This window comes from Pseudomonas fluorescens (assembly GCF_001902145.1).
GTDB lineage: Bacteria > Pseudomonadota > Gammaproteobacteria > Pseudomonadales > Pseudomonadaceae > Aquipseudomonas > Aquipseudomonas fluorescens_BV.
Map to the genome: position 1 here is coordinate 300605 of NZ_MRST01000027.1, position 21466 is coordinate 322070.

17 protein-coding genes are annotated in these 21466 nt (G+C 60.8%); 11 read left to right on the top strand and 6 right to left on the bottom strand.

The genetic code is table 11. The features are described 5' to 3' along the window. Positions 1-118 precede the first annotated feature (118 nt). The 4 genes from BUE92_RS24315 to BUE92_RS24330 form a co-directional block, all read right to left on the bottom strand. A complete protein-coding gene (locus BUE92_RS24315; RefSeq protein WP_073526761.1) occupies positions 119-4750 on the bottom strand; it encodes an SET domain-containing protein-lysine N-methyltransferase in 4632 nt (1543 codons plus the stop codon). Between the two features lie 141 nt (positions 4751-4891). Then, positions 4892-5698 carry a sulfite exporter TauE/SafE family protein gene (locus tag BUE92_RS24320; protein ID WP_073526762.1) on the bottom strand — a complete coding sequence of 269 codons (807 nt, stop codon included), beginning with the start codon at positions 5696-5698 and terminating at the stop codon, positions 4892-4894. Further along, a complete protein-coding gene (locus tag BUE92_RS24325; protein ID WP_073526763.1) occupies positions 5699-6943 on the bottom strand; it encodes an NAD(P)/FAD-dependent oxidoreductase in 1245 nt (414 codons plus the stop codon). It abuts the gene before it with no gap. A 51-nt stretch (positions 6944-6994) separates the two neighbouring features. Next, a complete protein-coding gene (locus BUE92_RS24330) occupies positions 6995-7330 on the bottom strand; it encodes an ArsR/SmtB family transcription factor (RefSeq protein WP_073526764.1) in 336 nt (111 codons plus the stop codon). Positions 7331-7424: 94 nt separating this feature from the next. Here BUE92_RS24330 and BUE92_RS24335 point away from each other — a divergent pair, with 94 nt between their 5' ends. Continuing rightward, positions 7425-8288: an MBL fold metallo-hydrolase gene (locus BUE92_RS24335; protein WP_073526765.1), complete on the top strand. Its 864-nt coding sequence runs from the start codon at positions 7425-7427 to the stop codon at positions 8286-8288. A 498-nt stretch (positions 8289-8786) separates the two neighbouring features. Here BUE92_RS24335 and bkdR read toward each other — a convergent pair whose 3' ends face one another. Continuing rightward, entirely contained in the window at positions 8787-9275 is a 489-nt protein-coding gene (gene bkdR / locus BUE92_RS24340) for a Bkd operon transcriptional regulator BkdR (protein WP_003174877.1), read from the bottom strand. A gap of 195 nt (positions 9276-9470) precedes the next feature. Between bkdR and BUE92_RS24345 the strand changes: the two genes are divergently transcribed. The 5 genes from BUE92_RS24345 (at position 9471) to BUE92_RS24365 (ending at position 15629) form a co-directional block, all read left to right on the top strand. After that, positions 9471-10706, top strand: a complete 1236-nt coding sequence (locus tag BUE92_RS24345; RefSeq protein WP_054898243.1) for a 3-methyl-2-oxobutanoate dehydrogenase (2-methylpropanoyl-transferring) subunit alpha — start codon at positions 9471-9473, stop codon at positions 10704-10706. Position 10707: 1 nt separating this feature from the next. Then, positions 10708-11766 (top strand): alpha-ketoacid dehydrogenase subunit beta, encoded by a 1059-nt coding sequence (locus tag BUE92_RS24350; protein ID WP_005789444.1) that lies wholly within the window; start codon positions 10708-10710, stop codon positions 11764-11766. Beyond that, entirely contained in the window at positions 11767-13032 is a 1266-nt protein-coding gene (locus BUE92_RS24355; RefSeq protein ID WP_073526768.1) for a dihydrolipoamide acetyltransferase family protein, read from the top strand. Between the two features lie 4 nt (positions 13033-13036). Next, positions 13037-14416: a dihydrolipoyl dehydrogenase gene (gene lpdA / locus BUE92_RS24360; protein ID WP_073526770.1), complete on the top strand. Its 1380-nt coding sequence runs from the start codon at positions 13037-13039 to the stop codon at positions 14414-14416. A 193-nt stretch (positions 14417-14609) separates the two neighbouring features. Then, complete coding sequence (locus tag BUE92_RS24365; protein ID WP_073526771.1) at positions 14610-15629, top strand: branched-chain amino acid aminotransferase; 1020 nt, start codon at positions 14610-14612, stop codon at positions 15627-15629. A 113-nt stretch (positions 15630-15742) separates the two neighbouring features. Here the strand turns inward: BUE92_RS24365 and BUE92_RS24370 are convergent, their stop codons facing one another. Further along, entirely contained in the window at positions 15743-16636 is an 894-nt protein-coding gene (locus tag BUE92_RS24370) for a GNAT family acetyltransferase (protein WP_073526772.1), read from the bottom strand. A 282-nt stretch (positions 16637-16918) separates the two neighbouring features. Here BUE92_RS24370 and ctlX point away from each other — a divergent pair, with 282 nt between their 5' ends. From ctlX to BUE92_RS24395, 5 genes are all read left to right on the top strand, one after another. Further along, positions 16919-17845: a citrulline utilization hydrolase CtlX gene (gene ctlX / locus BUE92_RS24375; RefSeq protein WP_073526773.1), complete on the top strand. Its 927-nt coding sequence runs from the start codon at positions 16919-16921 to the stop codon at positions 17843-17845. An 11-nt stretch (positions 17846-17856) separates the two neighbouring features. Then, the gene (locus BUE92_RS24380; RefSeq protein ID WP_073526774.1) at positions 17857-18903 is read left to right on the top strand and encodes an ornithine cyclodeaminase; all 1047 of its coding nucleotides are present in this window, start codon (positions 17857-17859) and stop codon (positions 18901-18903) included. A gap of 227 nt (positions 18904-19130) precedes the next feature. Then, positions 19131-19910, top strand: coding sequence for an ABC transporter substrate-binding protein (locus tag BUE92_RS24385; RefSeq protein ID WP_032896457.1), 780 nt, complete (start codon positions 19131-19133; stop codon positions 19908-19910). 143 nt (positions 19911-20053) lie between these two features. Further along, complete coding sequence (locus tag BUE92_RS24390; RefSeq protein WP_014719023.1) at positions 20054-20755, top strand: ABC transporter permease; 702 nt, start codon at positions 20054-20056, stop codon at positions 20753-20755. Beyond that, the gene (locus BUE92_RS24395) at positions 20752-21465 is read left to right on the top strand and encodes an ABC transporter permease (RefSeq protein ID WP_073526775.1); all 714 of its coding nucleotides are present in this window, start codon (positions 20752-20754) and stop codon (positions 21463-21465) included. The genes BUE92_RS24390 and BUE92_RS24395 overlap by 4 nt, the downstream gene beginning before the upstream one ends. Position 21466: the final 1 nt, after the last annotated feature.

Consider the following 21466-nt stretch of genomic DNA (forward strand, 5'->3'; position numbering starts at 1 on the left):
AGCGGCGCTCATCTTGCCATGCCGAAGGGCAATTGGTCGCAGTCGAAGGCGTAAGACTGCATTGGCGCCCGACAAATCGCCACCCACCTCGTCCTACCCACACGTCGAGCCCTTCGATTTACCGACCTGGGTCCGGCTTGATCGCTATATCAGGCACCGGTTCATAAAGCGGCCCATAGTCAAGCAGCAACTCATCGCCCTTCTTGATGTCCTTCAACGCGACATAAAACGTCAGGTTTTTCCCGACCGCTATGGAAACGACATTGTTCAACTTCCACACTGGCCCATTGCGCAGTTGCGAGGTATTGATCAGGCTCAGGGTGTTGCCCGTGTGCAACCCACTGACGGCCCGCGTACCCGAACGTGTACCGAACAGGTAGGTCAGCACAGCTCGCGAACCTTGCTTGCGTTGCTCCTGGAACAATGACGCCTCGTCTGCATGATATTTGCCTGCATACGGGCCTAGCACTTCAAACTGCGCAATATCACGTCGCGCCCACACCGAAGCACCGCGAGCCGGCCCACCATCGTCCAGCGCAGTGACCACCTCCATAGACTCATCAAACCAAGACTGGTGTTGACCTTCGGCCCGCAGCCAGTCTTTTATCGACGCCTTGATTTGGGCTGAAACGCGCGCCTTCGTTGCGCTATCAAGCCCGTCAAGTACACCATTCCAGTGGGCAATACGGATGTCATCGATAGGGCCCTCCAGCGATCGGGTCAAGCTGAGTTTGGGGTTTGTCGGATCCTGCAGAATCGGCAAGGTATTGTCGATCTGATGGCGAGGGAGTAAAGGAGAAACGTCAGGTTCAACCTTGATAACGACGACGTCGGTCGATGATCCAGGGATCTGTTCGCTCTGTGGCGTGTCAGTGGGCTTATGCAGATCTGAAGATTTCGACGGCGGCGGATCCAGAAGGTCTTGCGCGGGCCGTTTTCGTGTTGCCCTCACAGCAGTTTGCCCGGCCCGATTGAGGCGTTGCACCGTCGCTGCTTTCAAACAACCATCGACGTTAACGTGCTGACGCCAAGTGTTTGGGTTGAGCCCATGTTGGTTCAAGAACTGCGACTGCGTGACTGAGTTGCTCGGTTGAGCAAAGAGCGCTCCCCACTGGCGCAAATAGTCATCGGTAAGCACGGTGTAGGTTCGACCGGCCGCCCTGTTTAACAAGGCTTCACCGGGCGGGCCCAGGCCACCGTCTCGCCGCGCACAGTTTGTGAAGGTTCTCGGATTGAGATGATGATGACCGGCAAATCCGTGCATAGTCATGGCATCGCGTGCCTGCTGTGTCATGCTTTGCCAATCACGGATATGGTTTTCAGTCACCATATTGAACGGTGTACTAGCGAGGCGTTCGCGCACAATCTTGCCGGTATCGCTCAACTGACCGTCAGGCTGCACATAGTAGGCAAAGGTTTTCGGGGGGAGCCCCCTCTGTCGGGCAAAGCCCTCTCGGGTAATGCTTCGCTGTTGCGCGGGCGACAACGCCTCCCACTCATGTAAATGTTCAGCCGTGATGATCTGTTGACGTGCCGAAGTCTGGAACGTGGAGCGCGCGGTGTTTTGCTCTGCCTGATTGAGACGTCGCACGGCCGCCTCTTTCAAGGAGCCATCCTTTTTAACGAAACGGCTCCAACTGCCTGGGCTGAGCCTGTGTTGGCTTATGAACTGCGCTGACGTAACTGAGTTGTTCGGTTGCGCCAAGAGCGCGCGCCACTGGCGTAAATGCTCATCGGTAATCACCTCATAGGCAGCACCGGCAGCCCTGCCCAACAGCTCTTCACCCTCCGGCCCCAAGCTGCCATCTACCCGTACGTAGTTCTTGAGCGTATGGCTATTAACGTGATGATGACCGGCAAAACCGTCAATGGTCATCGCGCCACGCTCCTGCTGTGTCATGCCCTGCCAGCTACGAATATGCGCTTCGGTCACTTTATTGAAAGGGGTATCGCTGGGGCGATCACGCACGAGTATCCCGGTCTCGCTCAACTGGCCGTCAGGCTGCACGTAGTATGCAAAGGTCTTCGGGGAGAGGCTCTCTTGTTGGGCAAAGCCTTTAGGAGTGAGCCTTAGCTGTTCGTCGCGCGACAACGCCTGCCAAGCCCGCAAATGATCACCTGTGATTCTCCCTCCTCCGGGCGCCCCAAGTCGTTGCCATTGATCCCCCTGCACGTGCTGGACCAACAACTCGGTCTGCCGGTTATTGTGATAAACCCGCGCCTGCACAACGCCGTCCTCCGTGCGAGCAACTTGCCGGACCTCGTACACCGCCGCTTCACCGCTGCTGTCGACATGGCGTATGTGCGACGAGTGCCCATCGACGGCCACATATACGCCCTGGCTGTTGCGTGACAGCCCATCGATGTTGGCGTCCGGCGCTTTGAAGTGCCCGAACAGCTCATGGCGCAGCTCATCGATATGCGCCGTGTCCACCTCACCGGCTACAGCCCGGGTTGCGACCTTGAAGTCTTCGAGCGGGCTGCCGTAAGGTCGCATGGTGTCAGCGTCGAACGCATACCAGTGGCCGCTCTTGAGTACGGCAGCGCCTTCCACCGTCTGCTCGCCCACCTTCACCACGCCTGTGGCCGCCTCGTCGTACTGTTTGCTGATCGCCTTCAATACATCGTAACTACCGGTGGCGCCTCTGAGCTTGTTGACGGCTTTGGCGCCTTTGGACACTGCATACAGCACAGCGCTGCCCACCAACTTAGGCACATCAGTCACACCTCCCACCGGATTGAGCACCTCAATCGTGGCAACGCCGATGACTTTGACGGCCTTTAGCGCCTTGGCGCCGATGGAAAGCGCAGAACGGCCTACCTTGAGCAGTTTTCCAGCGGTGGCGGTGCCGGCGGTCAGAAAGCCGAAAACATCCAGTAAGAGATCGAAAACCCCGTCGCCATTCCTGCCATTCTGGAAATTGACAATGGCGGACCTGAAGGGGATCAGGTTTAGCAAGAACTCGCTCAACTGCGCGTTTGATTTGTCCAGTGCGGTTTGGCCGCGAGCTTGCTGTTTGATAGCTGGATCGTCGAGATTCAGGTGCTCGACGAACGCGGTGGCAATCCCATGGGATCGCACGCTGGTAAAGCTCTCCCAGAGTGAGTTCTTCACCGGCTGCTCACGCCCCAGATCATCTGCGTTGTGACTAGGTGTGAACACTTTGGTGGTGGATACCTTGTTGCCTGTCCTGGACTCCTTGATCCGCGTTTCGGACAGGCTCGCCCGCTCAATCGTGCCTTTGTTGAAGTCGATGACATAGGCTTGCGACGTACCCTGCAGCTGGGTTTCGAGCAGCAGCCCAGGTTTGTTTTGCCCATACGTATTATTGAAATTACCGTCCATGACGTATGAGCCTTCTTGGAAAAAGCTGATTTTTCCAAACTCAAAATGCTTGCGATCCTCCCATGGCAGTTGCGAAATCATGTGCCTGACCGTTGTGTTGACGGCGGCCTTTTTTTCCTCGATGGCGCAGGTGAACTGCCTCTCGAATTCAGCCGGCACACCAAACTGCGGGTTCTCGTTCAGCGTCGTTAACACCTTGCGCAGGGCTTCGCCCTTAAGTGAACTGCTGGCCTCGTGCGCCTTGAAGGGTCTGGATTCGAGCCAGTCAATCATGGCGATATCCAACAGCGAATGTGTGCCCCCTTCAATCGCCACGTAATGCTGATCGACGGAAAATATCTTTTCTTTGAAAAACGCGCCAAGGTCGCCAAAGCGCTCCTTGAGTGTGGCCAGCGCGATCTCTTCTCGTGTGGGTAAGCCTTTGTCCAGTACCTGGGAGGCTGCGAGCCGGGTGTCCAGTTGCGTGTTGAAGGTGGTTCTTACCGATTCGAGTTGGGTGGGGAGATAGTTGCCACCACTGTTTTTTGTGAGCACGCCATTGGCCACTGCCCAATCCTGCAACGCGGCCGTTTGTGCCGTTTGGGTAACCGCCGGGTCAACCAGTCGCGCCTCATCGGCTGCGCTCATGACCTGGGCAAACGTCATGCTGAGGACTTTGCCCGGGGTCTGAGCCTCGATTGTCATGGCTGCGATCGTCAGGCTGGCCCATGCCTGGCTGCCAACTTTCACATTCGGGGGAATATCTTTGATCAGAAACTGCGGGGCCGACCTGGCCAGTAACAGGTAGGCCCCCACTTTGCCCAACCCGGTACTGGTTCTGCCAGTGCTGCTTAAGTGTTCAGCCAAGCCGTCCATGACCGCAGAGGGCGCGCGCCCCCAATGGTTGTGACTGTCCAGATCGAAGCCGGCTATCGTGTGGCGATTGGGGGCGCTGATCGACTCATGATTCATCTGCAATGCGATGGCCGCCAGCAGGTAATCCGTCACGCTGCTATCACTTTCAATACCCTGCATCCGTTGTTGCAGCGCTTTGCCCATCAGTTGGCCCTGGGGGGAACGGACCAGCGCTTCGAGCATCTTGGCAGGGTCGTTACCCACCGATGCCGGGAGGGGCCGGCAATAACGCAGGAACTCCAGCACACCGCCCTTGGTTTGCATCACCAGCGGCTGATCGCCCAGATGGTGTGCGTGATTCATCGTGATAAGCCGCAAGCGCCGCCGTTCGTCTGCGCTCAAGGGAATCGGCCAGGACAATGCCCCGCCCAGGTTACCCAGCGAGGCGATGGGGCTGCTGGGTAACGCTAAATCTGGGTTTGGGACAGCTCGGATAGCAGCGGGCGACTGATGTTCAGGTGTCAGTAGTAAAGGTGAGGAATGTGGGGGTGCAGGGTAAATAGTTGTCATGAGAGATGCCCGTCCAAAGTCAAAAACATGCTGGCGGCTGCAGCGCTCACTGAGTGTCTAGATAAATGATAAGGTTCCTCACCCTGTACAGTGCGGTGTGACGGGTAATGGGCCGCGGTCCTGCTCGACGTCGGCAGAGGGTCAGAACAGAGCGTTAAACAGCATCCCAGTCGCCACCAGCACGCACAGGCTGGCAAACCCGACCTGCAACGCTTGCGCAGGGATCACCGAACATAGTTGCCTTCCCGCCAGCATGCCGACGATGCTCGCGCCGATAAACGCCCACCCCACCGGCGCGATGCTCACACCGGCATGGAAAGCCCCCACCACGCCGATCAGCGACAGCAGGCTGACCACCATCAACGACGTGGCGACGATTCCGCGCATTTGCACGTCGGTCAGTTGCTTGAAGGCCGGCACGATCAGGAAGCCGCCGCCCACCCCAAGCAACCCCGAGACCGCGCCGGTCACCGCGCCCAATGCAGCCAAGGTGGCCGTGCATTTGGCGGTCCAGGAAAAACGGCCAGTCTGCTGGTTGAGCATGCAGTTTTTCTGGCCCCACGACGCCGCGCCATGATCACTCGGCCCAGCCTCGCGCTTTTCCCGTTGCAGCATGCGCCAGGCCACCAGCACCATCAGCGCGCTGAACAGCCCCATCAGCACCGGTTCCGACAGTTGGTGGGCGACGAACACGCCCAATGGCGAAAACAGCGCGCCGAGCAAGGCGATCAGTAACGCCGCGCGGTAACGCACCAGGCCATGGCGTAAACCATCGATGGCCCCGACCGCCGCCGCCGCGCCCACTGCGAGCAGTGACACCGGCGCGGCCTGGGTCATGGTCAAGCCCAGCCCCAGCACCAGCGCCGGCACCCCAAGGATGCCGCCGCCCGCGCCAGTCAGGCCCATGACCAGGCCCATCAACACACCCAACAGACTGGCGAGCAGCATTCAGTCCACCTTGCTCAAACGGGTCAGCCACTCGCGGCCTTTGAGCATACCATTCCAGTAAAACCACGGCAGCAGCGTGGCCTTGAGGAACCACATCGAACGGCGTGCCTGAGTAGGATCAAGGGGAAAGGTCGGCAGCAACTTGCCGCCATAGCCGAACTCGGCCAGCACCACCTTGCCCTTCTCCACCGTCAGTGGGCAGGAACCATAGCCGTCATATTTGAGCGGCAAAGGTGCCTGCTTGCGCAGGGCCAGCAGGTTCTCGGCCACTACCACGATCTGCTTGCGCACCGCCGCGGCAGTCTTGGCGTTGGTGGTGCCGCACACATCGCCCAGGCCGAAGATGTGCGGGTAGCGTAGGTGTTGCAGGCTATGGGGGTTCACTTCGCACCAGCCGGCGGCGTCGGCCAGCGGGCTCTGGCGGATAAAGTCCGGGGACAACTGCGGCGGTACGACGTGGAGCATGTCGAAGGTTTTCTCTTGGACCGTCGCGTTGCCTTCGGCGTCTTTGATTTCAAACCAGGCTTTGCGCGCCGGGCCGTCGACTTTCACCAGGTTGGAGTTGAACGCCAGGCGCGCGTTGTATTTCTCGACGTATTTCATCAACGGCGGCACAAAGGTCGGCACGCCGAACAGCGCAGCACCGGCTAGGTTGAACTCCACCTCGATGTTTTTCAGTGCGCCCTGCTTGAGCCAGTGATCGCAGGACAGGTACATGGCTTTTTGCGGCGCGCCGGCGCATTTTATCGGCATCGCCGGCTGGGTGAACAACGCCTTGCCGCCCTTGAGTTGCTGCACCAACTGCCAGGTGTAAGCGGCGTGCTCGTAGCTGTAGTTGGAGGTGACACCGTGTTGGCCGAGGGTGTCTTGCAGGCCTTCGATTTTTTCCCAGGCCAGGCGCAGGCCGGGGCAAACAATCAGGTTCTTCCAGGTGACACGCTGGCCGCTGTCGAGCACCAGGGTGTGCTCATCGGGCAGTACCTCGCTGACGGCGGCCTGCACCCAACTGACGCCATTGGGCAGCACATCGGCCAAGGGCCGGCGGGTCTTGTGCAGGTCGTAGGCGCCGCCGCCAACCAAGGTCCAGGCCGGCTGGTAGCAGTGGTAGTCGTTAGGTTCGATCAGGGTGATGTTCAGGTGCGGGTCGCGCTTGAGCAGGCTGGCCAGCAGGCCGATGCCTGCCGAGCCGCCGCCGATGACTACGATATCGCCACTGATGGTGGGTCCCCAGTGTTGTTCGGTCATTGTCTACTGCCTTTTTGAGTCAATGCACACAAGGGTCGCTGCCGGATGGCGTCACGCCCAGCTTTTCATGACCGCGCCGCAATACAGCCCGGACAGGGTCTTCATCACTTGAATCACTTCGTGGCTGGCCAGCCCGTAGAAAATGTATTTGCCTTCCCGACGGGTGGCGACCAACCCTTCATCGCGCAAGATGCCCAACTGTTGTGACAGGGTGGGCTGGCGTACACCCGTCAGGGCTTCCAGCTCGCCGACATTGCGCTCGCCCTGGGTCAACTGGCACAGGATCAACAAGCGGTCTTCATTGGCCAGGGCCTTGAGCAAGGCACAGGCCTTGGACGCCGATGCACGCAGCTGGGCGACCTCGCCCTCACTCAACGTAGATTCCATTTGCCTCGGGTCCTTTAAGTCACTTAAGCTCAAAACATTATGTGTAAACGTAAACTGATTGTAACCACTTTTTTCTTCATCAGAGACAGCCGCCATGCCAGCGTTGATTCAAGCCTTTCTGGATGACGCATCGTCGACCTACACCTATATCGTCTATGAAGCCGATGGCGGCCCTTGCGCCATTGTCGACTCGGTGCTCAATTACGACCCGGCGTCCGGGCGCACCGACACGACGCAAGCCGACAAGGTGATTGCCTTTGTGCGCGAGCATGGCCTGCACGTGCAGTGGCTGCTGGAAACCCACGCCCACGCTGACCACCTGTCCGCCGCGCCCTACCTGCGCCGCACCCTTGGCGGCAAGATCGCGATAGGCGAGTCGATCAGCAAGGTGCAGGGCGTGTTCAAGAACCTGTTCAACCTCGAGCCGGAATTTCGCGTGGACGGCTCGCAGTTCGATCACCTGTTTGCGCCGGATGAAATCTTTCATATCGGCAACTTGAAGGCCCAGGCGTTGCATGTGCCCGGACACACCCCCGCCGACATGGCCTATTTGATCGATGGCCGCTTGATCCTGGTGGGCGACACCCTGTTCATGCCCGACGTCGGCACCGCCCGTTGTGACTTCCCCGGCGGCGATGCGCGGCAGTTGTATGCGTCGATGCGCAAGCTGTTGGCGTTCCCTTCGGACACCAGGCTGTACGTGTGTCATGACTACCCACCCGAGGGTCGAGAGGCGAAGTGCCAGACCACCGTGGCGGAACAACGGGCGGGGAATATTCATGTGCATGACGGGGTGGATGAAGCTGCGTTTGTAGAGATGCGCACCCAGCGTGATGCCGGGTTGGGGATGCCGACCTTGTTGCTGCCGGCGATCCAGGTGAATGTGCGAGCGGGCAACCTGCCGCCGGCGGAAGAAAACGGCGTGACCTACCTGAAGATCCCCCTCAACCAACTCTAGAAACACCGACCCCCAGTGGGAGCTGGCTTGCGATACCGGTGGATCAGTTGGCCCATTTGCCCGATCCAACAGTAACCACGATGCGAAGCGAGCCGCTCGTGACCTTGATCTGCTTTTGATCTCAGGCGCCCCGTCAAACCACGCTGGCCGGAATTCGACAGGGATTTGGGGGGTAAACCGGCAGGGATGCCGGTTTAGCCGCCCCGCGCCATGGATGGCGCGTGGCGGCGGCCCCCCAAATCACTGGCGGATTACGGGCACACCGAGCCTGGGCGAGGTGCCGAGTGGTGGGGCAAGAGCGTTTTGCTTACTTTGCCGCTTTTGCAAAGTGAGCCGCCGTCAGGGCGGAACCCTAAGTGGCCGTTACCGCAGGAATGGATATGTACACAATCCAGCTGCGTTGACTGTGAGGCCGTCTTCGCAGGCAAGCCAGCTCCCACAGTTGGATCGTGGGGATGCCGTCATCACAGGCAAGCCCCACATTTTTCCCGTATTGAATCAGGAACCGAGGCTGATGCCGTTGGCTGGCAACGGCAATGCAGTTTTGTAGCGCACCTGCTTCAAGGCAAAGCTGGAGCGAATGTTCGCCACCCCTGGCACCTTGGTCAAAAAGTCCATCATGAAGCGCTCCAGCGACTGGATCGTGGGCACCAACACGCGGATCAAATAGTCCGGGTCGCCAGCCATCAGGTAGCACTCCATCACCTCAGGCCGATCCGAGATCGCCCCTTCGAATTGCTGCAGCGCCAGCTCGTTCTGTTTTTCCAGGCTCACATGGATGAACACATTGACGTGCAGCCCCAGCAAATCAGCATCCAGCAGCGTGACCTGCTCACGAATCAGCCCCAGTTCTTCCATCGCCTTGACCCGGTTGAAACACGGCGTGGGCGACAGGTTGACCGAGCGGGCCAGGTCGGCGTTGGTGATGCGGGCATTCTCCTGCAGGGCGTTGAGAATGCCGATATCGGTACGGTCCAGTTTGCGCATGAGACAAAATCACCTGTTTATTATGTTTATGCAGTTTTTTTATCCGCAAATGGCCAGCGGCGCAATGAAACAGAGATAAATATTCTTCTTCGCCACGCCTATGATTGTTGTAGGACAAGATTTCTTCTACCCGAAGACTGACTGTCAGCTAGCGCGCCCACTACAAGAAATTCACAAGATAGAGCGTAGAAAGCCATGACCCAGCCGTATGCACCGCTGCGCCTGCACGTTCCCGAACCCTCGGGCCGCCCAGGCTGCAAGACCGACTTCACCTACCTGCGTCTGACCGACGCCGGCCTGGTACGCAAACCCGCCATCGACGTAGAGCCCGCCGACACTGCCGACCTGGCCAAGGGCCTGATCCGCGTGCTCGACGATCAGGGCCAGGCCCTGGGCCCGTGGGCCGAAGGTGTCTCCACCGAGATCATGCGCAAAGGCATGCGCGCCATGCTCAAGACGCGCATTTTCGACAACCGCATGGTGGTCGCCCAGCGTCAGAAAAAAATGTCGTTCTACATGCAAAGCCTTGGCGAAGAAGCCATCGGCAGCGCCCAGGCCCTGGCCTTGAATATCGACGACATGTGCTTCCCCACCTATCGCCAGCAAAGCATCCTGATGGCCCGCGAGGTGCCGCTGGTGGACCTGATCTGCCAACTGCTGTCCAACGAGCGCGACCCGCTCAAGGGCCGCCAGTTGCCGATCATGTATTCGGTCAAGGAGGCGGGTTTCTTCACTATTTCCGGCAACCTCGCCACCCAATTCGTCCAGGGCGTGGGCTGGGGCATGGCCTCGGCGATCAAGGGCGATACCAAGATCGCCTCGGCCTGGATCGGCGACGGCGCCACTGCTGAATCGGACTTTCACACCGCCCTCACCTTCGCCCACGTGTACCGCGCGCCGGTAATCCTCAACGTGGTCAACAACCAGTGGGCGATTTCCACCTTCCAGGCCATCGCTGGCGGTGAAGCCACCACCTTCGCCGGACGCGGCGTGGGTTGCGGCATCGCTTCCCTGCGCGTGGACGGCAACGACTTTATCGCCGTGTACGCCGCCTCGGCCTGGGCTGCCGAGCGTGCGCGCCGCAACCTGGGGCCCACCCTGATCGAGTGGGTCACCTACCGCGCCGGCCCGCACTCCACCTCCGATGACCCATCCAAGTACCGTCCCGCCGACGACTGGAGCCACTTCCCCCTGGGCGACCCGATTGCCCGCCTCAAGCAGCACCTGATCAAGATTGGCCAGTGGTCCGAAGAGGAACATGCGGCGGTCAGTGCAGAACTTGAAGCCGAAGTGGTCAAGGCGCAGAAGGAAGCCGAACAGTACGGCACCCTGGCCGGTGGCCAGATTCCAAGCGCCGCGACCATGTTCGAGGATGTCTATAAAGAGATGCCGGAGCACTTGAAGCGCCAGCGTCAAGAGCTGGGGGTGTGACATGAACGACCACAACAACAGTATCGAACTGGAAACCGCCATGACCACCACCACCATGACCATGATCCAGGCCCTGCGCTCGGCCATGGATGTGATGCTTGAGCGTGACGACAACGTGGTGGTGTTCGGCCAGGACGTCGGTTACTTCGGCGGCGTGTTCCGTTGCACCGAAGGCTTGCAGACCAAGTACGGCAGCTCGCGGGTGTTCGACGCGCCCATCTCGGAAAGCGGCATCGTCGGCGTGGCCGTGGGCATGGGCGCCTATGGCTTGCGCCCAGTGGCGGAAATCCAGTTCGCCGACTACGTCTACCCCGCCACCGACCAGATCATTTCCGAGGCGGCGCGCCTGCGTTATCGCTCGGCCGGCCAGTTCACTGCGCCCTTGACCATGCGCATGCCCTGCGGTGGCGGCATCTATGGCGGCCAGACGCACAGCCAGAGTATCGAAGCGGTGTTCACGCAAGTATGCGGCCTGCGCACGGTGATGCCGTCCAACCCCTATGACGCCAAGGGCCTGCTGATCGCCTCCATCGAAAACGATGACCCGGTGATCTTCCTCGAACCCAAGCGCCTGTATAACGGCCCGTTCGACGGCCACCACGACCGCCCGGTAACGCCGTGGTCCAAACACCCCCAAGCCCAGGTGCCGGACGGTTACTACACCGTGCCCCTGGACGTAGCCGCCATCGTGCGCCCAGGCTCGGCCGTGACCGTGCTGACCTACGGCACCACCGTGTATGTGTCGCAAGTTGCCGCCGAAGAAACCGGCATCGACGCCGAGGTCATCGACCTGCGCAGCCTGTGGCCGCTGGATCTGGAGACCATCGTCAAGTCGGTGAAAAAGACCGGCCGTTGCGTGGTGGTGCATGAAGCCACGCGCACCTGTGGCTTTGGTGCCGAGTTGGTCTCGCTGGTGCAAGAGCATTGCTTCCACCACCTGGAAGCGCCGATTGAGCGCGTCACCGGTTGGGACACCCCCTACCCGCACGCGCAAGAGTGGGCGTATTTCCCAGGGCCGTCCCGAGTGGGCGCGGCGTTGAAACGGGTCATGGAGGTCTGAATGGGCACGCACGTTATCAAGATGCCAGACATTGGCGAAGGCATCGCGGAAGTTGAATTGTCGCAATGGCATGTGAAGGTCGGCGACCTGGTGGTTGAAGACCAGGTGCTGGCGGATGTGATGACCGACAAGGCGATGGTGGATATTCCCTCGCCGGTCCACGGCAAGGTGATTTCCCTCGGCGGCGAGCCGGGTGAGGTCATGGCAGTGGGCAGTATTTTGATTAGCATTGAAGTGGACGGCGCAGGCAATACCAAGGATATGCCGGTGGTTGCCGAACCGGCGAAGGCCGCGCGGCCTGTGGCCGAAACCAAACCGGTAACGGCACCGGTAGAAAGCAAGCCCGCTGCGGTAGTGGAGGCCGCGCAAGCACCCGTCGCCCGTGAAGCCAGCGAACGCCCGCTGGCCTCCCCTGCTGTACGCAAACATGCGCTGGATGCCGGGATTCAACTGCGTCTGGTCCAGGGCACCGGCCCGGCGGGCCGGATTCTGCACGAAGACCTGGAGGCTTACCTGCGCCAGGGCCCGGCAACGGGCGCCAGCGCCGCCAACCCGTATGCCGAGCGCACTGACGAGCACCAGATCCCGGTGATCGGCATGCGCCGCAAGATCGCCCAGCGCATGCAGGACGCCACCCGCCGCGCCGCGCATTTCAGCTACGTGGAAGAGATCGACGTCACCGCCCTCGACGAGCTGCGCGTGCACCTCAACGAGAAGCACGGCGCGACACGCGGCAAGCTGACCTTGCTGCCGTTTATCGTGCGGGCCATGGTGGTAGCCTTGCGCGACTTCCCGCAGATCAATGCGCGTTACGACGACGAAGCCCAGGTCATCACTCGCCTTGGTGCCGTGCACGTGGGCGTCGCCACCCAGAGCGACGTGGGCCTGATGGTGCCGGTGGTGCGTCACGCCGAAGCCCGCAGCCTATGGGGCACTGCCGAAGAAATCGCGCGTTTGGCCAACGCCGCACGTACAGGCAAGGCCAGCCGTGAAGAGCTGTCCGGTTCGACCATTACCCTGACCAGCCTTGGCGCTCTGGGCGGCATCGTCAGCACGCCAGTGCTGAACCTGCCGGAAGTGGCCATCGTCGGCGTCAACCGCATCGTCGAGCGGCCGATGGTGATCAAGGGCCAGATCGTGGTACGCAAGATGATGAACCTCTCCAGCTCCTTCGATCACCGCGTGGTCGATGGCATGGACGCGGCGCAATTCATCCAGGCCATTCGCGGCCTGCTCGAACAACCCGCCAGCCTGTTTTTGGAGTAAGGGCATGACTCAGACATTGCACACCACGCTGCTGATTATCGGCGGCGGCCCCGGCGGTTATGTCGCGGCGATTCGCGCAGGCCAACTGGGTATCCCCACCATTCTGGTGGAAGGCCAGGCACTGGGCGGCACCTGCCTGAACATCGGCTGCATTCCCTCCAAGGCGCTGATCCATGTGGCCGAGCAGTTCCAGCAAACCGTGCACCATAGCCAGGGCTCGCAACTGGGCATTGAAGTGGATGTGCCGACTTTGGACATCCGCAAGAGCGTGGAATGGAAAGACGGTATCGTCGACCGCCTGACCACCGGCGTCGCCGCACTGCTGAAAAAACACAAGGTGCAGGTAATCCACGGCTGGGCCAAGGTCATCGACGGCAAGACCGTCGAGGTGGGTGAGCAGCGCATCCAGTGCGAACACCTGCTGCTGGCAACCGGTTCGAAGAGCGTCAACCTGCCGATGCTGCCGATTGGCGGGCCGATCATCTCCTCCACCGAAGCCCTGGCACCGACACACGTGCCCAAGCGCCTGATCGTGGTGGGCGGTGGTTATATCGGCCTGGAACTGGGAATTGCCTACCGCAAGCTCGGTGCCGACGTCAGTGTGGTCGAGGCCCAGGCCCACATCCTGCCGGCCTACGACGCCGAGCTGACGCTGCCGGTGGCTGAATCCCTGAAGAAACTCGGCGTGAAGCTGTACCTGGAACACAGCGTCACCGGTTTTACCGACGGCAAACTGCAAGTGCGTGCGCCCAGCGGCGACACCTTGGCACTGGACACCGACCAGGTGCTGGTAGCCGTAGGGCGCAAACCCAACACCCAAGGCTGGAACCTCGAAGCGCTGAACCTGGACATGAACGGCGCAGCGATCAAGATCGACAGCCGCTGCCAGACCAGCATGCGCAACGTGTACGCCATTGGCGACCTCAGCGGCGAGCCGATGTTGGCGCACCGGGCCATGGCCCAGGGCGAAATGGTTGCCGAACTGATCAGCGGCAAGGCCCGCGAATTCAACCCGGCGGCGATACCCGCGGTGTGCTTTACCGATCCGGAACTGGTGGTGGTCGGCCAGACCCCGGACGAGGCCAAGGCTGCGGGCCTGGATTGCATCGTGTCGAACTTCCCGTTCGCCGCCAATGGCCGAGCCATGACGCTGGAGTCCAAAGCCGGCTTCGTGCGGGTGGTGGCGCGACGTGACAATCACTTGATTGTTGGCTGGCAAGCCGTGGGGGCTGGGGTGTCCGAGCTGTCGACCGCGTTCGGCCTGAGCCTGGAAATGGGCGCGCGCCTGGAAGATGTGGCCGGCACCATCCATGCCCACCCGACCCTGGGTGAAGCCGTGCAGGAAGCCGCGCTGCGGGCGTTGGGGCACGCGTTGCACCTGTAAGAACACAACCCCTGTAGGAGCGAACTTGCTCGCGAAAATCGCCAACGATAACGCGGACCACCCGATTAAACGCGGCGTCCTTGCGTTCTTCGCGAGCAAGCTCGCTCCTACAGGGGATGCGAACAGCCCCGTGAATGCAGTATTGTTGCGCCATCCAGAAAAAAAACCGACTTGACCAGAGATAGAGGGTGTCATGGGTAACGAGAGCATCAATTGGGACAAGCTGGGTTTTGACTACATCAAGACCGACAAGCGGTTTCTCCAGGTCTGGAAAAACGGCGAATGGCAAGCTGGCACCCTGACCGACGACAATGTGCTGCACATCAGCGAGGGCTCCACTGCCCTGCATTATGGCCAGCAATGCTTCGAGGGCCTGAAGGCCTACCGTTGCAAGGACGGTTCGATCAACCTGTTCCGCCCGGACCAGAACGCCGCCCGCATGCAGCGCAGCTGTGGTCGCCTGCTGATGCCACAAGTGCCGACCGACGCGTTCATCGACGCCTGCCAACAAGTGGTCAAGGCCAACGAGCGCTTCATCCCGCCGTACGGCAGTGGCGGCGCGCTGTACCTGCGCCCGTTCGTGATCGGCACCGGTGATAACATCGGCGTGCGTACCGCGCCGGAGTTCATCTTCTCGGTGTTCTGCATCCCGGTCGGTGCCTACTTCAAGGGCGGCCTGGTGCCGCACAACTTCCAGATCTCCGGCTACGACCGCGCCGCGCCGCAAGGCACCGGTGCCGCCAAGGTCGGTGGCAACTACGCCGCCAGCCTTATGCCGGGTTCGGAAGCGAAGAAATCCGGTTTCGCCGACGCGATCTACCTGGACCCGATGACCCACTCGAAAATCGAAGAAGTCGGCTCGGCCAACTTTTTCGGGATCACCCACGACAACCAGTTCATCACGCCGAAGTCGCCTTCGGTATTGCCAGGCATCACCCGCCTGTCGCTGATGGAACTGGCCCAGACTCGCCTGGGCCTGGAAGTGGTAGAAGGCGAAGTGTTCATCGACAAGCTGGACCAATTCAAGGAAGCCGGCGCCTGCGGTACCGCTGCGGTGATCTCGCCGATCGGCGGCATCCAGTACAACGGCAAGCTGCACGTGTTCCACAGCGAAACCGAAGTCGGCCCGATCACCCAGAAGCTCTACAAAGAGCTGACCGGTGTGCAGACCGGTGACGTGGAAGCGCCAGCGGGTTGGATCGTCAAGGTCTGACAGCCATGTGGGAGCGGGCTTGCTCGCGAATGCCGGTCTATCAGCACTGAATCCAGTGACTGACACTCCGCATTCGCGAGCAAGCCCGCTCCCACATTGGATCTCAGGCATTTTCAGGATTGAGCTGGGATATTCTCGGCAATCTTCTTGCCCATACTGATCCTCGGCTCCACCCCATACCCCAACGCCTCATAAAACCCCACCACCACGTCATTGCCGCCGGTGATCTGCAGGTTGATCTTCATGCAACCCAGCGCTGTCAACGCCTGTTCGGCATAGCGCACCAGCGACGATCCCAGGCCATGGCGCCGATAGTCGGTATGCACCGCCACCGAATACAACCAGCCACGGTGCCCGTCATAGCCTGCGAGAATGGTACCGATCACAGCTTTGTTGTCGGTGGCAACGAAGAACAACCCGTCATTGACCGCCAGTTTCTTATCAATCGCCAGGCTCGGCAGGTTATGCGCGGTGTCATAGCCAAACGCCTGCTGCCATAACTCAATCACCTGGGCACGGTGTTGACGGTCGCGATACGGCCCGATGGGGTGGCGGGACAACAGCGCCTTTTCCATGACCAACGTGCGCTCGTTGCCGTGGTACACGTCACGCACGTTGTGAAAACCCAACTTGGCGTAGAAGGCTTGCGCCGTCAGCGAGGACGGCACGCTCAAGACCGTCACGCCGGCTTCACGGGCGCGCAGTTCGATCTCGATCATCAATAGCCGGCCAATGCCCTGCCCTTGCAGCGCCGGGTTGACGAACACCGAGCGCACCACATTGCCATCCAGTGCGGCCGTAGCGACGATCAGTTGATCCTGAGTCGCCACCAACACCACCCGGCGCTGGAGTAAAGCCAATACCGCGTCGGGGGTGAAGTTGCTGGCAACCCGCGCGATCACATCCGCGGGGTAATCACGTGCGTTGCTGCTGTGCAGCGCAGCCAGGATGACTTGGCTGATGCCCTCGGCATCTGAAGATTGGGCAAGGCGAACAGCGGTAGACATGGTTCCTCCTGGCTGACACAGCATTAACAATCACCACAATACCAATGTGGGAGCTGGCTTGCCTGCGATAGCGGTGTGTCAGTCCCATTAATCTACCTGACACACCGCTATCGCAGGCAAGCCAGCTCCACAGGTTGATCGCATTTCAATCAGGCAGCCGATTCGGCTGTGCCGCCGCCAGTTTCAGCTTTCTTGGCTGAGCCTCCCCGCTGTTTCAGCCGGGATCCTTTCCCCACAACGCACACAATAGCGGCACAAGATCCCCAACGGACCCGTGCCCCCATGCAAACCACCAACACCGTCCTGATGATCCGCCCGGCGCGCTTTGCCTTCAACCCGGATACCGCGATCAACAACCGTTTCCAACGCCCGCCGCTGGACCCGCTCAGTGCACAGCACAAAGCGCTGGAGGAGTTCGACGGTTATGTCGACACCCTGCGCCGGCATGGCGTGGAGGTGCTGGTGGTGCAGGACACGCCGGCGCCCCACACGCCCGACTCGATCTTCCCCAATAACTGGTGGAGCAGCCATGCCGACGGCAGCCTGGTGCTCTACCCCATGGAAGGCCAGAACCGCCGACTGGAGCGCAACAAGGGCGTGCTGCAAGTCTTGGAGCAACGCTTTGCGATCAACACCACCATCGACCTCAGCCACTTGGAACAACAGAACATCTTCCTGGAAGGCACCGGCAGCATGGTGCTCGACCGCCAGCACCGCATCAGCTACGCCTGCCATTCGGGGCGCACCCACCACGCGGCCCTGAGCCAGTTTGCCGAACGCCTCGACTACCAACTCTGTGTGTTCCACGCCCTGGACCGTCACCAGGCCCCCATCTATCACAGCAACGTGATGATGAGCGTTGGCCGCGACCTCGCGGTGGTGTGCCTGCAGGCCCTGCCCGACGACAGCGAGCGCCTGGCCCTGGAACGCTCCCTGCGTGACACCGGCAAGGACATCCTCAGCCTGGACTTCGACCAGTTGGAAGCCTTCGCCGGCAACATGCTGGAGGTCCACGACCGGGACGGCCAGCCGTTGCTGGTGATGTCCGCCAGTGCCTGGGGCGCCCTGCATCCGGCGCAGCGTCAGCATGTGGAGCGCCATACGCGGCCGGTGGTGGTGAACATCGACAACATCGAACGCATCGGTGGCGGCAGTGCCCGCTGCATGCTGGCCGAAGTGCATCTGCCGGCCCGTCCCTCATTTCAATAAGGAGTCTTGCCATGACCCGTTATATCGACGTCAACGACCTCAGCTACCTGGTTTCGCAAAAAGGCCTGCAAACCTGCATCACCGAGATGGCCGACTACATACGCGCCGACTACCTGCGCTGGCAGGACTTCGAAAAATGCGCGCGCCTGGCCAACCATTCACCGGATGGGGTGATCGAGCTGATGCCGGTGTCCGACGCTTCGCTGTACGCCTTCAAGTACGTCAACGGCCACCCGAAAAACACCCTGGCCGGCATGCTCACCGTGATGGCGTTCGGTGCCTTGGGCGACGTCGACACCGGCAAACCGGTGCTGCTGGCGGAAATGACCCTGACCACTGCGATCCGCACCGCTGCCACCTCGGCCTTGGTCGCCCGCTACCTGGCCCGCGCCAACAGCCGCAGCATGGCGCTGATCGGCAACGGCTGCCAGAGCGAATTCCAGGCACTGGCCTTCCACGCCATGCTTGGCATTACTGAAATCCGCCTGTTCGACATCGACCCCCAGGCCACCGCCAAGCTCGCCGCCAACCTCAAGGCGTTCCCGGCGATCAAGGTGATCCTGGCCGCCAGCGTCGCCGAGGCGGTCAAAGGCGCGGACATTGTCACCACCGTCACTGCGGACAAGGCCTACGCCACCATCCTGACTGACGAGATGATCGAGCCAGGCATGCACCTCAATGCCGTGGGCGGTGACTGCCCGGGCAAGACCGAGCTGGACCGCCGTATCGTCGAGCGCGCCAGGGTGATCGTCGAGTACGAACCGCAAAGCCGCATCGAAGGCGAAATCCAGCACATGCCGGCAGATTCGCCGGTCACCGAGCTGTGGCAAGTGATCAACGGCCAACAGCCGGGCCGCGAGAATGAACGCCAAATCACCCTGTTCGACTCGGTGGGTTTTGCCATCGAAGACTACTCGGCCCTGCGCTATGTATTGGACGTGGCCAAAGCGCTGGAAGTAGGCAGCGAGCTGGAGCTGGTGCCGGACCTGGTCGACCCGAAAGACCTGTTTGCACGCCTGGCCCAGCAACCTGTGGTACAGCATAAAAAGCGCGCCTGAAACCGCTCTGGCTTGCCGCTTTGCGCCCAGGGCAGGCCAGATTCTGGTGGGTTAAAAGCCGATTTTGCCGGTGTCGCAGCCGATTCCGCTGCATTGCTTGTTTTAACAGCGCAATTTGCGCTTTGCGCAGGGGGTAAACGACACAAAAAACGCACCATCATGAAGCATTCTCTGCTCCCAGTTATTCACTGCCCCTGACATCAATTACAAAATATAGGGACCGACACATGACTCCTCTGCGATCACTCTTCGCTGCGTTGCTGTTGCCACTGTGCGCCACTGCTGCCCACGCCCAGGACTGGAAAGAAATCCGGTTTGGCGTGTTTCCCGAATACCCGCCCTTCGAATCCGTCGCCGCTGACGGCAGCCTGCAAGGTTTCGATATCGAACTGGGCAACGCCATCTGCGCCAAGCTCGAAGTGAAATGCACCTGGGTGCACAACGAATTCGACGGCATGATCCCGGCCCTGCGTGCGCGCAAGTTCGACGCGATCATGTCTTCCATGGCCGTAACCCCGGCCCGCGAGAAAGTCATCGACTTCACCGACCGGCTGTTCCTCAGCCCCACCTCGGTGATCACCCGCAAAAACGCCACCTTCGGTGACACCCCCGAGTCGCTGAACGGCAAGCAAGTGGGCGTGCTGCAAGGCTCGTTGCAGGAAGCCTATGCTCGCGCGCACCTGGCCAAGCTCGGTGCACAGATCAAGGCGTACCAGTCCCAGGAACAGAACTACGCCGACCTGCAGAACGGCCGCCTCGACGCCACCCTGACGGACAAGCTCGAAGCCCAGCTCAACTTCCTGTCCAAGCCCGAAGGCGCCGACTTCAAGACCGGCCCGGCCTTCAAGGACCCGACCCTGCCCCTGGACATCGCCATGGGCCTGCGCAAGAACGACCAGGCGTTGCGTGAGCTGATCAACAAGGGCATCGCCGCCGTCCAGGCCGATGGCACCTACGCCCAGATCCAGAAGAAATATTTTGGCGATCAGGACATCTACAACGAGTAATGCCCGCGCCAGCAAAATCCCCTGTAGGAGCGAGCTTGACTCGCGAAAATCGTCAGCGATAACGCGCTAAGCCAGCATGAACGCGGCGCCCTTGAGTTTTTCGCGAGCAAGCTCGCTCCTACATATAAAGAGACCTCCTTTCCATGAACGACCTCCTCAACCTGCAAGGCTACGGCCCCATGCTGGCCCAGGGTGCCTGGATGACGCTCAAGCTGGCGTTCCTCGCCCTGGCCCTGAGCCTTACCCTGGGCCTGGTCGCCGCTGGCGCCAAACTCTCCAGCGCCAAATGGCTGCGCGTGCCGGCCACGCTCTACACCACGTTGATTCGCAGCGTGCCGGACCTGGTGCTGATCCTGCTGATCTTCTACAGCCTGCAACTGTGGCTCAACGACCTGACCGAAGCGTTCGGCTGGGACTACGTTGAAATCGACCCGTTTACCGCCGGGGTGATCACCCTGGGGTTTATCTACGGCGCGTATTTCACCGAAAACTTCCGAGGCGCGATCCTCAGTGTGCCAGCCGGCCAACTGGAAGCCGCCACCGCCTATGGCCTGAGCCGCTGGCAGCGCTTTCACCTGGTGCTGTTCCCGCAACTGATGCGCTTTGCCCTGCCGGGCCTGGGCAATAACTGGCTGGTGCTGCTCAAGTCCACGGCGCTGGTGTCGATCATCGGCCTGTCAGACCTGGTCAAGGCCGCGCAGAACGCCGGCAAGTCCACCAGCGAGCCGCTGTACTTCCTGATCCTCGCGGGCCTGGTGTACCTGGTGATTACCACCCTCTCCAACCGCATCTTCAAGCGCCTGGAACGGCGCTATAACCTGGGCATCAAGGGGATGGCGCGATGATCGAACTGTTCCAGCAATACGGCCTGGCCTACCTGTTCAGCGATGGCAGTGGCCTGTCCGGTGTCGCCATGACCTTGTGGCTGTTCATTATCTCGGTGGTGCTCGGCTTTGGCCTGTCGATCCCCCTGGCGCTGGCACGCGTGTCAGAGCACTTCTGGCTGCGCTGGCCGGTGGAGGTCTACACCTACCTGTTCCGCGGCACGCCGCTGTATATCCAACTGCTGATTTGCTACACAGGGCTGTACAGCCTGGAGGTGGTGCGGGACAACGCCCTGCTCAACCAGTTTTTCCGCAATGCGCTGAACTGCACGCTGTTGGCGTTTGTGCTCAACACCTGCGCCTACACCGTGGAAATCTTCGCCGGGGCAATCCGCAACATCCCCCATGGCGAGATCGAAGCGGCACGCGCCTATGGCCTGCACGGCTGGCGGCTGAACCTGTTTGTGATCGTGCCCGCCGCGTTGCGTCGCGCCCTGCCGGCCTACAGCAATGAAATGATCCTGATGCTGCACGCCACGTCGCTGGCGTTCACCGCCACCGTCGCCGACATCCTCAAGGTCGCCCGCGATGCCAATGCCGAGACGTTCCTGACCTTCCAGGCCTTCGGCATCGCCGCCCTGCTCTACATGCTGCTGTCCTTTGCACTGGTGGGCCTGTTCAGGCTGGCCGAACGTCGCTGGATGCGCTTTCTTGTTCCTACCCGAGGCTAAC

Excerpts from the sequence above, each read along its gene's own strand:
- BUE92_RS24390 (WP_014719023.1), top strand. The coding sequence starts at position 20,054 with ATGAACGACCTCCTCAACCTGCAAGGCTACGGCCCCATGCTGGCCCAG.
- BUE92_RS24380 (WP_073526774.1), top strand. The coding sequence starts at position 17,857 with ATGACCCGTTATATCGACGTCAACGACCTCAGCTACCTGGTTTCGCAA.
- BUE92_RS24330 (WP_073526764.1), bottom strand. The coding sequence starts at position 7,330 with ATGGAATCTACGTTGAGTGAGGGCGAGGTCGCCCAGCTGCGTGCATCG.
- BUE92_RS24365 (WP_073526771.1), top strand. The coding sequence starts at position 14,610 with ATGGGTAACGAGAGCATCAATTGGGACAAGCTGGGTTTTGACTACATC.
- BUE92_RS24395 (WP_073526775.1), top strand. The coding sequence starts at position 20,752 with ATGATCGAACTGTTCCAGCAATACGGCCTGGCCTACCTGTTCAGCGAT.
- BUE92_RS24355 (WP_073526768.1), top strand. The coding sequence starts at position 11,767 with ATGGGCACGCACGTTATCAAGATGCCAGACATTGGCGAAGGCATCGCG.
- BUE92_RS24385 (WP_032896457.1), top strand. The coding sequence starts at position 19,131 with ATGACTCCTCTGCGATCACTCTTCGCTGCGTTGCTGTTGCCACTGTGC.
- BUE92_RS24325 (WP_073526763.1), bottom strand. The coding sequence starts at position 6,943 with ATGACCGAACAACACTGGGGACCCACCATCAGTGGCGATATCGTAGTC.
- lpdA (WP_073526770.1), top strand. The coding sequence starts at position 13,037 with ATGACTCAGACATTGCACACCACGCTGCTGATTATCGGCGGCGGCCCC.
- BUE92_RS24315 (WP_073526761.1), bottom strand. The coding sequence starts at position 4,750 with ATGACAACTATTTACCCTGCACCCCCACATTCCTCACCTTTACTACTG.
- BUE92_RS24335 (WP_073526765.1), top strand. The coding sequence starts at position 7,425 with ATGCCAGCGTTGATTCAAGCCTTTCTGGATGACGCATCGTCGACCTAC.
- BUE92_RS24345 (WP_054898243.1), top strand. The coding sequence starts at position 9,471 with ATGACCCAGCCGTATGCACCGCTGCGCCTGCACGTTCCCGAACCCTCG.
- BUE92_RS24370 (WP_073526772.1), bottom strand. The coding sequence starts at position 16,636 with ATGTCTACCGCTGTTCGCCTTGCCCAATCTTCAGATGCCGAGGGCATC.
- BUE92_RS24320 (WP_073526762.1), bottom strand. The coding sequence starts at position 5,698 with ATGCTGCTCGCCAGTCTGTTGGGTGTGTTGATGGGCCTGGTCATGGGC.
- BUE92_RS24350 (WP_005789444.1), top strand. The coding sequence starts at position 10,708 with ATGAACGACCACAACAACAGTATCGAACTGGAAACCGCCATGACCACC.
- ctlX (WP_073526773.1), top strand. The coding sequence starts at position 16,919 with ATGCAAACCACCAACACCGTCCTGATGATCCGCCCGGCGCGCTTTGCC.
- bkdR (WP_003174877.1), bottom strand. The coding sequence starts at position 9,275 with ATGCGCAAACTGGACCGTACCGATATCGGCATTCTCAACGCCCTGCAG.